Source organism: Pseudomonas sp. NY15374 (assembly GCF_048068255.1).
GTDB lineage: Bacteria > Pseudomonadota > Gammaproteobacteria > Pseudomonadales > Pseudomonadaceae > Aquipseudomonas > Aquipseudomonas machongensis.
The window spans coordinates 230,028-243,733 of record NZ_JBLUPZ010000005.1 but is presented as its reverse complement, the minus strand read 5'-3'; the positions used below and the strand labels follow the sequence as shown (position 1 = coordinate 243,733).

The 13,706-nt window shown below is 64.8% G+C and carries 10 protein-coding genes; 6 read left to right on the top strand and 4 right to left on the bottom strand.

Annotation, left to right across the window (positions count from 1 at the left end):
- The first annotated feature begins 14 nt into the window (after positions 1-14).
- From ACNFHO_RS13610 to ACNFHO_RS13590, 5 genes are all read left to right on the top strand, one after another.
- Positions 15-980, top strand: a complete 966-nt coding sequence (locus ACNFHO_RS13610; protein WP_054893930.1) for a hypothetical protein — start codon at positions 15-17, stop codon at positions 978-980.
- A gap of 60 nt (positions 981-1,040) precedes the next feature.
- Entirely contained in the window at positions 1,041-1,721 is a 681-nt protein-coding gene (locus ACNFHO_RS13605; RefSeq protein ID WP_416766651.1) for a C39 family peptidase, read from the top strand.
- 35 nt (positions 1,722-1,756) lie between these two features.
- Positions 1,757-2,503, top strand: a complete 747-nt coding sequence (locus ACNFHO_RS13600) for a hypothetical protein (RefSeq protein ID WP_416766650.1) — start codon at positions 1,757-1,759, stop codon at positions 2,501-2,503.
- 46 nt (positions 2,504-2,549) lie between these two features.
- Positions 2,550-3,830, top strand: a complete 1,281-nt coding sequence (locus ACNFHO_RS13595; RefSeq protein ID WP_112898008.1) for a transporter — start codon at positions 2,550-2,552, stop codon at positions 3,828-3,830.
- Between the two features lie 145 nt (positions 3,831-3,975).
- Positions 3,976-6,171, top strand: coding sequence for an LTA synthase family protein (locus tag ACNFHO_RS13590; RefSeq protein WP_416766693.1), 2,196 nt, complete (start codon positions 3,976-3,978; stop codon positions 6,169-6,171).
- An 86-nt stretch (positions 6,172-6,257) separates the two neighbouring features.
- Here the strand turns inward: ACNFHO_RS13590 and ACNFHO_RS13585 are convergent, their stop codons facing one another.
- Positions 6,258-7,583 carry a sigma-54 dependent transcriptional regulator gene (locus tag ACNFHO_RS13585; RefSeq protein WP_054893925.1) on the bottom strand — a complete coding sequence of 442 codons (1,326 nt, stop codon included), beginning with the start codon at positions 7,581-7,583 and terminating at the stop codon, positions 6,258-6,260.
- Positions 7,584-7,915: 332 nt separating this feature from the next.
- Between ACNFHO_RS13585 and ACNFHO_RS13580 the strand changes: the two genes are divergently transcribed.
- Positions 7,916-8,185 carry a hypothetical protein gene (locus ACNFHO_RS13580; protein ID WP_054893924.1) on the top strand — a complete coding sequence of 90 codons (270 nt, stop codon included), beginning with the start codon at positions 7,916-7,918 and terminating at the stop codon, positions 8,183-8,185.
- A gap of 102 nt (positions 8,186-8,287) precedes the next feature.
- Here the strand turns inward: ACNFHO_RS13580 and ACNFHO_RS13575 are convergent, their stop codons facing one another.
- Genes ACNFHO_RS13575 through cobN form a run of 3 tightly spaced genes read right to left on the bottom strand, consistent with a single transcriptional unit; the run spans position 8,288 to position 13,705 of the window.
- Positions 8,288-8,902: a vWA domain-containing protein gene (locus tag ACNFHO_RS13575; RefSeq protein ID WP_054893923.1), complete on the bottom strand. Its 615-nt coding sequence runs from the start codon at positions 8,900-8,902 to the stop codon at positions 8,288-8,290.
- A 53-nt stretch (positions 8,903-8,955) separates the two neighbouring features.
- Positions 8,956-9,954, bottom strand: a complete 999-nt coding sequence (locus ACNFHO_RS13570) for an ATP-binding protein (RefSeq protein ID WP_063544470.1) — start codon at positions 9,952-9,954, stop codon at positions 8,956-8,958.
- Position 9,955: 1 nt separating this feature from the next.
- The gene (gene cobN, locus ACNFHO_RS13565; protein WP_416766649.1) at positions 9,956-13,705 is read right to left on the bottom strand and encodes a cobaltochelatase subunit CobN; all 3,750 of its coding nucleotides are present in this window, start codon (positions 13,703-13,705) and stop codon (positions 9,956-9,958) included.
- Position 13,706: the final 1 nt, after the last annotated feature.

The following is a 13,706-nucleotide window of genomic DNA, read 5'->3' as shown; positions in this document are numbered from 1 at the left end:
AGCGGAGAAACACCATGAAACCAAAAATGGCACTCAAGCCTCTGGTATTCGCCCTCGCTGCGGTCATGGCAGTTGCTGCACAAGCCGGCGGCCGTGGCAACGACAACCACGGCGGCCACAACAACGGCCATAACAACAACGAAAGCCTGCTGCTGTCCCTGCTGGTGAACGCCGGTTCTGCCGCCACCGTTCTGGACACCCAGAACAACTCCGGCAACCGTGTGCTGAACCAAGGCACCCGCAACGATGCCCGCATGGACAACTCGGCCAACGGTTCCCAAGGCAACCTGGGCGCCAACGTCGCAGCCGGCGACGGCAACCAGCAGGACAACGTTGCCGCGATCGCCACCGCCGATGAGAACTTCATCTTCGGCAGTGCCGTGGCCATGGCTCAAGCCACTCAGACCAACAGTGGCAACACCGTCAAGAACTACTCCACCTCCAACAACGCCAACCTCACCGGTTCGGCCAACGGCAGCTCCGGCAACATCGGTATCAACGTGACCGCCGGGGACTTCAACCAACAGAAAAACAACATGGCCATCGCCGTGTCCGGCGGCCGTGTCGCTGCCGCCACCGGTGCAGCCAACCAGAACGTCGGCGGCCTGAACGTCACCAACAAGGCCGACCGTACCTACAGCAAGGAAACCCTCACCTCCACCTTCGCTGCCTACGGCCACTACCAAGGCAATGGCTACGGCTACGTCGAAGACGAAAGCAGCCGCGATCGCCATGGCAACACCCATGTCGACAAGGACCCGCTGAAGTTCCACGAAGAAGGCACCTTCGGCCTGGCCGGCGTTGCCTCCTATCAGGTCCTGACCCCCACCGGCTGGCGCAACCCTGTGACCAACAACGCCAACCTGAGCAACTCGCTCAATGGCGTGTCGGGCAACGTTGGCGCCAACGTCTCGGCCGGCAGCGGCAACCAGCAGACCAACTCGCTGTCCATCGCCGCAGGTTGCAAAGCCTGCATGTAACAGCAGCCGATCGGGGCCCTTCGGGGCCCCTTTCCCTGTCTCTACCCGGTGGAGAATGTCATGCGCATTGTCCTGCTTGCCACACTCATGTTCCTGGCCGGTCTCGTAGAAGCGGCACAGATGCCGATTGCCGCCTTGCCAGGCGGCACCCTCGTCTACAAGCCGATGCAGAGCCTGCGTGAGCGGCGCTTCGCCGACCTTGTGCAACAGAAGACCGATTTCAGCTGCGGCGCCGCCGCCCTGGCCACCGTCCTCAAGCAGGCCTACTGGCTCGACGTGGACGAACACCAGGTCATCGAAGGCATGCTCGCCCATTCCGACCAGGACACCGTCAAGGTGCAGGGTTTCTCCATGCTCGACATGAAGCGCTACGTCGAAAGCATCGGCATGCGCGCCCGGGGCTATCGGGTCGAACCCGACACCCTGGAAAAGGTGAGCATTCCGGTGATCGTGCTGATGGACATCCGTGGCTACAAGCACTTCGTGGTGCTGCAGCGCATCGACAAGGGCTGGGCCTATATCGGCGACCCTGTCCTGGGCCACAAACGCTACAAATTCGATGATTTCCTCAAAGGCTGGAACGGCATCATCTTCGCCGTCATCGGCCCCGGCTACGACAAGGCCAACGCCCTGCTCGACCCGCCGGCACCTCTGACCGCGAAGAACCGCGTCAACGGTTTCTATCCGGTAGAAGACGCGCAACTGATGGAGTTCGGTTTCATCCAGAGCGATTTCTTCTGACGATTACAAGGGGCACGAAGTCCCGGGGAGCAGCGATGAAGACTACCACCTGGCTGGTCGCAGCATGCCTGGCTGCCAGCCTCCCCGCCCACGCACAGGTGTTCAAGCCCATTGAGGTCAAGGACCAGGAGCTTGCCCAACTGCGTGGGAAGTACGTGATGCCGGGAAGGATCATCAGTTTCGGTGTCGTCATGAGCAGCACCTGGCAGAACGCCGCCGGTGATCGCATCGGCGCCACGACGACCCTGCAGGTCCAGCAGAACGTGATCAAACCACAGTTCTACGTGTCGATGACCGGCGAGAACGGCTCGGGCAACGCCCCTGGCCGCGGCAATGGCCTGGTCAACGGCGGCGCAGGCCTGGTCAACACTACCCAGGGCGTGACCCAGTCGGTGCGTGCGGCCGGCGACAACAACAGCGCCTATAACGATGTCTCCATCAATGTTCGCGAGGCCAGCCAGGTCGCTGATGCCGGCGTACCGCAAGGCCAGGTCCTGGCCGCAGGCACCACCCTCAGCACCAGCAACAACGCCGGCACGCTCAGCGTTTCGAACAGTGGCAGCGGGATCCAGATGGCCATCCAGGCCAACAACAATCAAGGGCAAAGCCTGCAACGCCTGGCCGATGGTGGGCTGCTCCAGGCCACCACCTTGCTGGGCGGCAGCAACGCGGTCAGCAACCTGACACAGCTCAATGTGGTGCTGCGCGACAACCTGCCTTCGGCAGGTGCGCTGAACTGCAATCTTGATCAACTCAAGGGCCTTCGTGTTTCAGGATATTGATCTACGCTTCGTCTCAATCATCGCAGTTGGAAGGGACGGCTAACTTATGCATCGATCGTTGTCGTTGGGGGCAGTTGTCTGCCTGGGGACCTTGGTACCTTCGTCACTGCTCTACGCAGCCAGTGACCCTCAGGTAGACGCGCTGAAAGCCGAACTGGCTGCGCTCAAGCAGCGCTACGAAGCGCAGCAACAGGCGCTGATGGTGCTCGAACAGCGCGTTCGCCAGGTCGAAGAGCAACCCGCCGCCCCACCCCCCAAGCGCCTGACCCGCTCGCCGGCCTCCGAGCCGCGCAACAACCAGGCGATCGCCGCATCCGGCGGCAGCGGTTCATCCTATGGCGAGTCGCTCAGGGATGATTCGGAGCCGGCGCAGAGTGTGTCCAACCTCTACGACGAAGCCAGTGGCTTCTTCGGTGGCGGCAAGTTCAGCGTCGAGACCGGCATTACCTATGCCCGCTACGACACCCGCCAACTGATCCTCAACGGCTTCCTGGCGCTGGACTCGATCTTCCTGGGCAATATCAACCTGGACCGGATCAAGGCCGACAACTGGACGCTCGACCTCACCGCGCGCTACAACCTCGACAACCGCTGGCAGTTCGACGTAAACGTGCCGATCGTCTACCGCGAGTCGACCTACCAGTCCGGGGGTGTCGGCGGTAACGCCCAGGGTATTTCCGAACGCACCATCACCCGCGACCCAACCCTTGGCGACGTCAACTTCGGCGTGGCCTACAAGTTCCTCGACGAGTCGGAGAACAGCCCGGATGCGGTGTTCAGCGTGCGGGTCAAGGCACCGACCGGCAAGGATCCGTTCGGTATCAAGCTGCTGCGCGACACCGAGAACGACAGCCTCAGCTACCCAGAAGACCTGCCCACCGGCAACGGTGTCTGGTCGATCACCCCAGGTATCTCGCTGGTCAAGACCTTCGACCCGGCAGTGCTGTTCGGCAGCCTGTCGTACACCCACACCTTCGAGGATTCGTTCAGCGACGTCAGCTCGACGATCAACCAGAAAGTACCGGGCAAGGTGAAGATCGGCGACAGCTTCCAGATCGGTGCAGGCGTGGCCTTCGCCCTCAACGAGAAGATGTCGATGTCGTTCTCGGTCTCGGACCTGATCGCCCGGCGTTCGCGGATCAAGTCCGCGGAAACCGGCGACAGCTGGGCCGACGTCAAGAGCAGCGATGCCAATGCCGCCTACTTCAACGTCGGCATGACCCTCGCGGCCACCGACAACCTGACCATCGTGCCAAACCTGTCGATCGGCCTGACCGACGATGCACCGGACTTCACCTTCAGCCTGAAATTCCCCTACTACTTCTGATCCATCCAGCCCGGGGGCGCCTCGCGCCCCTGCACTTCAATTGGTAACCAACCTTGTCGCGTCCGGCCTTCCCGTGAGGGGGCTGTTATGATGCATCACATTTTTGTGACTGTTTCATGGCAAGGAAGGACGTTTCGTGAAAAACATGCTTGGCCATCCCCGCGCTCGGCTCGCCACCCTGGCAGTGCTGGTCGTGGTGATCCCCCTGGCTGCCCGCGCACTGCTGGGTTGGTCCGATCCGCTGGGGTACCTGTCGGACCTGGCGATCGGCATCCTGCTGGTACTGCTGTTGCAGCGCAGCCCCTGGTGGCTGGCGCTGCCGGTGCTGCTGGCCTGGGGTGGGCTGCTGGTGGCTTCGGCCGAGCTGGTCAGTGCGGTCGGGCGCCTGCCGAACAGCAGCGATCTGGGCTATCTGTTCGACCCACAGTTCATGGAAAACTCCACCGGCGGAGCCCTTGCTCACCCCTGGCTGCCCTGGACACTCGGTGCCGCCCTTTTCGTCTGGCTGCTGACCCGCTGGCTGCAGCGCGGCCAATCCGCCCCGGCGTTGCCACGTGCGGCCTGGGCCGCCCCTGCAGTACTGCTCGCCGCGCACTGGGGCAGCGAGCACCTGATACCTTCCGATGCCGACCAGTGGCGTCAGTACAATCTCTCCCATCAACTGCTCTCGGCAGGCACCAGCGACCTGCAACTCAAGGCACAGGTCTGGCTGGGCCACGACCTGACGGTCACACCGCTGCCCAGCGCCGGCCTGACCCAGGCCGACCTCGACGGCCGCAGGCTGTTCGAAGCCCCCGGCAGCGCACGCAACCTGCTGGTCATTACCCTCGAAGGGATCCCCGGCGCCTATGTGCGCGCCAACCGGCAAGCCCTGCACAGCCGTTTCGATGACGACCTGATGCCCAACCTCAGCCGCTGGGCCGAACGCGGCATGAACACCCCCGATTATGTCCTGCACACCCATCAGACCATTCGTGGCCTGTACGCCATGCTCTGCGGCGATTACGACAAGCTCGCCAACGGCACGCCCAAGGGTGTCGAGCTGCTGACCCAGGACCTGCGCAACCAGGCCTGCCTGCCCGCACAACTGCGCCAGGCCGGCTTCAGCACCCACTACCTGCAGGGCGCCGGCCTGCGCTTCATGGCCAAGGACCGAATCATGCCGCACATCGGCTTCGACTCGGTGCACGGCCTTGAGTGGTTCCGCAACGACAACTACCTCGAGTTCCCCTGGGGCAAGGACGACAAGGCCTTCTTCGAGGGCGCGCTGGGCTATGTCGGTGAGCTGCGCAAACAGCGCCAGCCGTGGATGCTGACCCTGCTCACGGTCGGCACCCACCAGCCCTACTCCGCACCAGACGATTACCTGCAACGCTACGACAGCGCCAAACAGGCGGCGGTCGCCTACCTGGACGACGCCCTGGGCGCGTTCCTCGACGCCCTCGAACGCCCGGGCGTGCTCAAGGACACCCTGGTGGTCATCACTTCGGACGAGTCCCACGGCATCGACGGTGTGCGCCTGGCCTCGTCCTGGGGCTTCAACCTCACCCTCGCACCCGAACAGGCACAGTTGCCGAAGATCAAGCCCGGCACCTACGGCCATGTCGACCTGGCCACTTCGCTACTCGACTACTTCGCGCTGCCGATTCCCGCCGCCCTGGCCGGTCGCTCGCTTTACCGCGACTACGACAGCGGCCGGGAAATGATCTCTTTCACCAACGGCATGCTGCGTTACCACGATGGCCGCGGCACCTTCAGCGAATGCGACTTCCAGCAACGCTGCCGACGCTACGCAAGCGAGGGATTCATCGCCGACCAGGCGCAGTTCCTCGGCCGCGGCGAAGCCCCACTGGGGCGCCAGATCACAGCGCTGGCCGGCGTGCTGGACGGGTCGTTGCTGCAAACCCCGTTGAACCTGCGCTACCAGTTCGGCGGGCCGTCGGCCATTCCTCTGCACAAGCGCATTCGTGACGACTGGGCCGACAATCTGATCGGCGCGCAGTACCTGGAAATGCCCCAAGGCTCGCACACCCGCGTGCGGGTCAAGGTGCGCTCGCTCGACCCTGCCCACCGGGCGCACATCCAGCTCAAGGCCAAGCAGCAGGAACAGGACGTACCGCTGGGGTTGCCCGAGGAGATCCTGGTCACGGCCGACCAGCCGATGGAGCTGGAGTTCGGCTTCGACAACCCCATCGAGCGCAAGGCGTTCTCCTTCCACCTGCTCGGCTATGGCGGGGGTGAAGTGGAAGTCAGCGATTTCAGCGTGATCACCGCCCTGCCGGGAGAAGAGGACGTGATCGAGGAAATACAGGACGACGGCCACATCGCGCAGTCGAGTTGAATCAAAAGCGGGCTTGATCCGTGCCAGGCATCGCGGTGTCTTTTTCGCGGGCAAGTCGGAGCGCCGAACCGCCGCTCCTGCAGGATTCAGCGGATCTGATGCTTGTGCAGCAAGCGGTAAAAGGTCGGTCGGGAAACCCCCAGCACCTTCGCCGCGATGCTCATGTTGTCACTGTGGCGGTTGAGCACATCGCACAGCGCCTGGCGTTCAGCCCGGTGCTTGTAGTCCTCCAGCGTCCCTAGCGGCGCCTCGGCTTCCTCCAGCACCTGCAACCCCAGATCCTGCGCCTCGATCTGCCGTCCCTCGGCCAGCACCAGTCCGCGACGTACACGGTTGGCCAGTTCGCGTACGTTGCCCGGCCACTCGTGGCGCCCCATGGCCGCCAGGGCATTGTCGCTGAACGAGCGCGGCCGTCGCCCGGTTTCCAGGCTGTAGAAATGCGAGAAATGGCTGGCCAGCATCGACAGGTCACCGTGGCGGTCGCGCAGAGGCGCAGTCACCACTTGCAGAACATTGAGCCGGTAGTACAGGTCTTCACGAAACCTGCCACGCTCGATCGCCTGCTCCAGGTCCACGTGGGTCGCCGCCAGCACCCGCGCATCCACCGGAATCGGCTGGCTGCCGCCGACGCGCTCGATGTGCTTTTCCTGCAGAAAACGCAGCAGATTGGCCTGCAACTCCAGAGGCAGGTCGCCAATCTCGTCGAGGAACAGCGTACCGCCGTGCGCCGCCTCGATACGCCCGACCTTGCGTTGATGCGCGCCGGTAAAAGCGCCTTTCTCGTGGCCAAACAGCTCGGACTGGATCAGATGTTCGGGGATGGCCCCGCAATTGATCGCAATGAAGGGCTTGTCATGCCGCTGCGACTGACGATGCAGCGTACGCGCCACCAGCTCCTTGCCGGTGCCGCTCTCGCCACGGATCAGTACGGGCGACTCGGTCGGCGCCAGCTTGCCGAGCAGCTTGCGTAACTCGCGGATGGGTCGGCTCTCGCCGAGCAGTTCGTGCTCGGGCTCATCGACCCGCACTGCCCCCTTGCCACGCAGGCGCGCCATGCCGAACGCCCGCCCGAGGGTGACCTGCACCCGGGAAACATCGAATGGCAGGGTATGGAAGTCAAAAAACCACTCACAGACGAAATCGCCGACGTTCTGCATGCGCAACTCTTCGGCGCTGAGCACGGCGATCCATTCGGTATTGCTGCGCTTGATCAGATCCTTGACGGCATCCTGGTGACGCAGGTGCGAGGCCTGCAATCGCAACAGGCCGACGTCACAAGGATGTTCGAGCGCAGCACCCAGGGTGCAACTGCGCACATCCCAACCGGCGCCCCGCAGGCCCGGCAGTAGACGGTGGCAATCGTCGCAGGGGTCGACAATCAGCAGACGGCGTTGGGATGCAGGTTCAAGCATGACCTATCCTTGGCGCCAATTTTCAGTTTTTTAATTAGAAACAGTAAGTTGCGGCGCCCGAATTAACAGTAGCAACGAACCTGACGGTGCCCACTACCGTTTGTCTGCCAAATGCCGTCACACAAAGCGAACCTGGAATTTTTGCCAATAACCGGCGTCACAGGCGGCACATACAACGGATAACTTTTACCGTTATAAAAAAATTTTCGACTGCCATGTGACTTCACCCACGACCCGGAGCATCAGTACCAATAACCCCGCGCTGCAATCGTTCATTTCTTTACCCGCGCGGACACACATTTGCTGTTTGGGACTACAAGAGAGACCGAACCATGAATGCCCCGCTCCGTGTCAACGAAGCACTGCTGATCGCCGACCACGCCTTCGAACCCTTCCAGTGCGTTGCCTGGGATGCACCCAACGGTACTGGTGAACTGAGCCTGGCAGTGATCGACCGGACCAGCACCCGCATCGGCAGCAAGCAGGTATCCTCGCGCATCTATTCGGACCCTGCACAATGGGCCAGCCTGATCGAGGAAGTCCGCGCCGAGCTGTTCGAAAAAGGCTACGACCTGCAACCCTGGTCCATGCCCAAGGCATAACTTGCCGACGCACAGGTGCGCGTCTTGTCGCGCACTTGTGCAACTTTCCCCCTGCCGCTTCGGCAACTTTCAGTTTGTGCGACTTATTGTCGCGCGCCCACTTTATTCAACAACGTTGAACTGCTCGACATGCTGGTAATCCGCCTGCAGTTGCGCAGCGAGTTGCCGTGCCCGCCCCAGGCGCACCGGCGCCGTCTCGATATCGACCAGCACGCAGGCACAGGGCATCGGCTGCACAGGCTTCCAGCGTTGCAGGCGCCCGTCGGTCAGCACCAGGCAGCGCTGGACCTCCCCGGGGTGCGCTTTGCCACGGCGCAGCAACCACTGGCGCGCCTCTTCCAGGGCCGCGAGCAACGGCGTGCCGCCTCCTGCCCCGAGCGCACGCAGCCAGGGCTGAAGCGCAGCCGACGCCTTCAGGCCATGACGCTGCCACTGTGGTGTGCTGCCGCTGGCGGTCAGCAACGCCAGGCGCGCACGCTGGCGGTAGGCCTGGTCGAAGAAGGTCTCCAGCAGCCCCTTGGCTTGCGCAAGGGATTGGTGGCGGCGGGTTGACGCCGACGCATCGACGATCACCAACCACAGTTCCGGCGCTTGCCCACGGCGTTGCTGCCAGCACAGGTCCTCGACACGGCGAGGCCGCCCCTTGAGCAGGGTCGGCAGCCAGGCGACCCGACCATCAGCGGCTGCACGGGCGCGTCCACGGCTGGCACCTGTCAGTTTTCCGGCACGGGGCCTGGCATCCGCCGCTGAACCACTTCGTGCGCGGATGCTCAGGGCTTTTTTGCCCAGTTCGGCACCTCACGCCGGGCACCTGCGCTCACCGGTTGTGCCTCCATTGCCCCCCAGTCACCTTGTCCACTCGGGTCTTGCGACTGCTGGCCGCCCTGAGGTGGGGTGTTCGAGCCAGTGGGCGGCTCTGCGCTACGGCGGCGATGGCGCAAGGCAAATTCGGCCACAGCCTCTACATCTTCCTCGCCGATGGCCGCAGCACCGCGCCACGCGGCATGGGCGCGAGCCGCCCGCAACCAGACCAGGTCGGCACGCAGGCCATCGACACCCGCAGCGAAACAACGCTCGGTGATCCAGGCCAGCGCCTGGTCGTCCAGGGCAATGGCCGGCAGGCGCTCACGTGCGTGCTGGCAGCGGTCGCGCAACTGCGCCTGGGCCGTTGCCCACTGCGCGCAGAAGGCCTCGGGGTCGCTGTCGAATGCCAGGCGGCGGCGGATGATCTGCTGACGGTCGTTCGGCTCAGGCGTGCCTTCAAGGGCGATGTTCAAGCCGAAACGGTCGAGCAACTGCGGACGCAGCTCGCCCTCTTCCGGATTCATGGTGCCGATCAGCACGAAACGCGCGGCGTGACGGTGCGAGATACCGTCGCGCTCGACACGGTTGGTGCCGCTGGCCGCCACATCCAGCAGCAGGTCCACCAGCGGGTCGGGCAGCAGGTTGACCTCATCCACATAGAGCACCCCACCGTCCGCCTGGGCCAGCACGCCCGCCGAGAAGCGTGCCTTGCCCTGCCCCAGCGCAGCATCAAGATCCAGAGTACCGACCAGCCGTTCTTCGGTCGCGCCCAGCGGCAGGGTCACGAAGGGGCCTGCGCCGAGCAGATCGGCCAGGCCCCGGGCCAAGGTGCTCTTGGCCATGCCACGCGGACCTTCGATCAGCACACCGCCGATCTTCGGGTCGATGGCGGTCAGGCACAGCGCCAGCTTGAGGTCTTCGGCACCGACCACGGCGGCCAGGGGGAACTGCAGGGGTTCGGTCATTTCAGGCCTCTTCCTCGCCGTCGAGCAACTGCTGCTCGAGGGCCTCGCGGTAATCGCCCGGGGCCTGCCACAGACCGCGCTGCTGGGCTTCCAACAACCGTTCGGTCAGATCGTGCAAGGCGTGCGGGTTATGCTCGCGCATGAATGCTCGGGTCGCCGGATCGAGCACGTAGGCATCGGCCAGCGACTGGTAATGGTGATCGTCGATCAGGTGAGTGGTGGCATCGAAGGCGAACAGGTTGTCGACCGTCGCCGCCAGTTCGAAGGCACCTTTATAGCCGTGACGCTTGACCCCGTCGATCCATTTCGGGTTCAGCGCACGCGCGCGGATCACCCGGTTCAGCTCCTCCTTGAGGGTGCGGATACGCGGGCGATCGACCTGGCTGTGGTCGCCGTGGTAGCTGGCGACCGTGGCGCCGGCCAGGGTTTCGGCAGCTGCGAGCATGCCGCCCTGGAACTGGTAGTAGTCGTTGGAGTCGAGCAGGTCGTGCTCGTGGTTGTCCTGGTTCTGCAACACCGCCTGGACCTGCCCCAGGCGCTGGGCGAACTGGGCCCGTGCCGGCGTGCCTTCATCGGCAGCACCATAGGCATAGCCGCCATGGTTGAGGTAGACCTCGGCCAAGTCGGCGCGCCCCTGCCAGAGGCGTCCGTCGATGGCGTTCTGCACACCCGCGCCATAGGCACCCGGCTTGGCGCCGAACACCCGCCAACCCGCCTGGCGCGAGGCCTGCTCGGCATCGACACCCTGCGCCAGCAGCGCCGCGCGCTCGGCACGCACACGGGCAGCCAGCGGATTGAGGTCGTCCGGCTCATCCAGCGCCGCCACGGCCTGTACCGCCGCGTCGAACAGGCGGATCAGGTTGCCGAAGGCATCGCGGAAGAACCCCGACACGCGCAAGGTTACATCGACCCGCGGGCGATCAAGCAGGCTCAGGGGCAGGATTTCGAAGTCATCGACCCGCTGGCTGCCGGTGGCCCATACCGGCCTCACCCCCATCAGCGCCATGGCCTGGGCGATGTCGTCACCGCCGGTGCGCATGGTCGCCGTACCCCAGACCGACAGCCCGAGCTGACGCAGGTGATCACCATGCTCCTGCAGGTGACGCTCGAGGATCAGGCTGGCCGAGGCAAAGCCCAGGCGCCAGGCGGTGGTGGTGGGCAGGTTGCGCACGTCCACGGTATAGAAGTTGCGTCCGGTGGGCAGCACGTCCAGACGCCCGCGACTGGGTGCGCCGCTGGGGCCTGCCGGCACAAAACGCCCGGCCAGGGCCGCGAGCAGGCCGTCGATCTCGGCGGCGCCACAGGCATCCAGGTTCGGCGCGACTTCGTCGGCGAGTGCCTGCAGCACGGCATGCACCGCCTGCCATTGCGCGGTATCGGGTGCTGCCAGGCGCCCTTCGATCAGGGCCAGGGCGAGCATCTCCAGACGTTCACGGGTATCACCCTGGGTGCGCCACAGCGCAGCATCCAGCGCCTGCAGCAGCTCGGGACGCGGCCCTTGCCAAGCCTGGCCAAGGTCGCAGTCCAGCGGGTCGAACGCCAGTTCCAGAGCACGTGCCAGTGCGCGCAGCAGGCTGGCATTGCCACCGCGGCCGTCACCACGATCGACCCGCAGCAGCGCCAGCAGCGTATCGCTGCGCAGGCGCCCCTGCGGCGACTGACCAAAGACATGCAAGCCATCGCGAATCTGCGACTCTTTCAAGTCGCATAAATAAGTGTCCAGGCGCGGCAGCCAGACAGCCGCGTCGTCCAGTTGCCCTTCGAGCTGCAGGTCACGGTCGATATGGTTGGCCTTGACCAGTTCGAGAATGTCGCGCTGCAGCTCGCGGGCGCGGCGCGGGTCGAGCAGTTGCGCCTCGTAATATTCGTCGGCCAGCTGCTCCAGATGCCGCAGCGGCCCGTAGGTTTCGGCGCGGGTCAGCGGCGGCATCAGGTGATCGATGATCACCGCCTGGGTGCGGCGCTTGGCCTGGGCACCTTCACCGGGATCGTTGACGATGAACGGGTAGATGTTCGGCAGTGGGCCGAGCAGCGCATCCGGCCAGCACTCGGCGGACAGTCCGACACCCTTGCCGGGTAGCCACTCCAGGTTGCCGTGCTTGCCGACATGGATCAGCGCATCGGCGGCAAAGCCGTTGCGCAACCAGAAATGGAACGCCAGGTAGCCGTGCGGCGGCACCAGGTCCGGGTCGTGATACACCGCGCTCGGGTCTACCTGGTAGCCCCGGGCCGGCTGGATGCCGACGAAGGTCAGGCCGTAGCGCAGACCGGCGATCATCATCCGGCCGTTGCGGAACATCGGGTCTTGCTCGGGCGAGCCCCAGCGTTCGCGCACTGCCTGCTGGTTGGCCTCGGGCAGGCAGGCGAAAGCCGCCAGGTAGTCGTCCAGGGACAGGCTCTGGGCACAGGGACGCTGGTCGAGGTGGTCCAGGTCGTTGGTCACGCCGCCGAGCAGTTCGTGGATCAGCGCCGTGCCCGTCTGCGGCAGGCCCGCAACCGGGTAGCCCTCAGCCTGCAGGGCATGCAGGATGTTGAGCGCGGCGCCCGGTGTGTCGAGCCCCACGCCATTGCCGATACGCCCGTCGCGGGTCGGATAGTTGGCCAGAACCAGCGCCACACGCTTCTGGGCATTGGGCAGTCGCGCCAACTCGACCCAGCGCCGCGCCAGTTCGGCGACGAAATCCATGCGCCCGGGATGGGCCTTGTAGCAGACCACATCGGACTGGCTGCGCTCGCTGCGCCAGGCCAGGTCCTTGAAGCTGACCGGCCGGGTGATGATGCGCCCGTCCAGCTCCGGCAAGGCGATGTGCATCGCCAGGTCACGCGCGCCCAGGCCCTGCTCGCTGGCTTCCCAGCCGGGCTGGTTGTCCTGGGCGCAGATCGCCTGCAACACCGGCACGTCGCGGCGCAGCGGGCGCAGGTTGGGCCGCTCCGGGCTGGACAAGGCGAAGCCTGTGGTGTTGATCACCACCTCGGCGCCGACCTCGTCGAGCCAGGCCTCGACCTGTTCCAGACAGGCCGACTCCTTGAGGCTGGCGACTGCGATCGGCAATGGGTTCAGCCCTGCCGCCTGCAAGCGCTGGCAGAACACATCGATGAACGCGGTGTTGGCGGCCTGCAGGTGCGAGCGGTAGAACAGGATCGGCGCCACCGGATGCTCCGGGTGCCACTCGGGGAACCAGTCTTCAAGCCCTGCACTGGGCTTGCCAGGGTGGTAGACCGTGGTGCGCGGCAGCGGCTGGGGTTCGTCCCAGGCATAGTCGCGCCCCAGCCACTGGCTGGCCAGGCAATTGAACAGGTTGACCGCATTGGCCTTGCCGCCCTGGCGCAGGTAGTGCCAGAGCCGCTCGGCCTGCTCGGTCGGCACCGTGCCCAACTGCGTCAGCTCAGGGTCGGGGCGGTCATCGCCGGGCACCAGGATCAACTGCACGCCACGCGCCGCGAGTTCGACCAACTGTTCTACGCCATAGCGCCAGTAGCCGACACCGCCGTGCAGCGACACCAGGATCACCTTGGCGTGACGCAACACCTCGTCGATGTACAAGTCGACGGAGGCGTGGTTCTGCACCTGCATGGGGTTGGCCAGGCGCAGGCTGGGGAAGTCGTCCGGCAGCTGCTCGGCGGTTTCGGCGAGCAGTGCCAGGTGAGAGTCGCCGCTGCAGAGAATCACCAGCTCGGCGGGCGTCTGGCCAAGGTCGGCAATGCTGTCGTCCGGCACGAAGCCGCCGGGTTGGGTCCGCAGCAGGTGCATG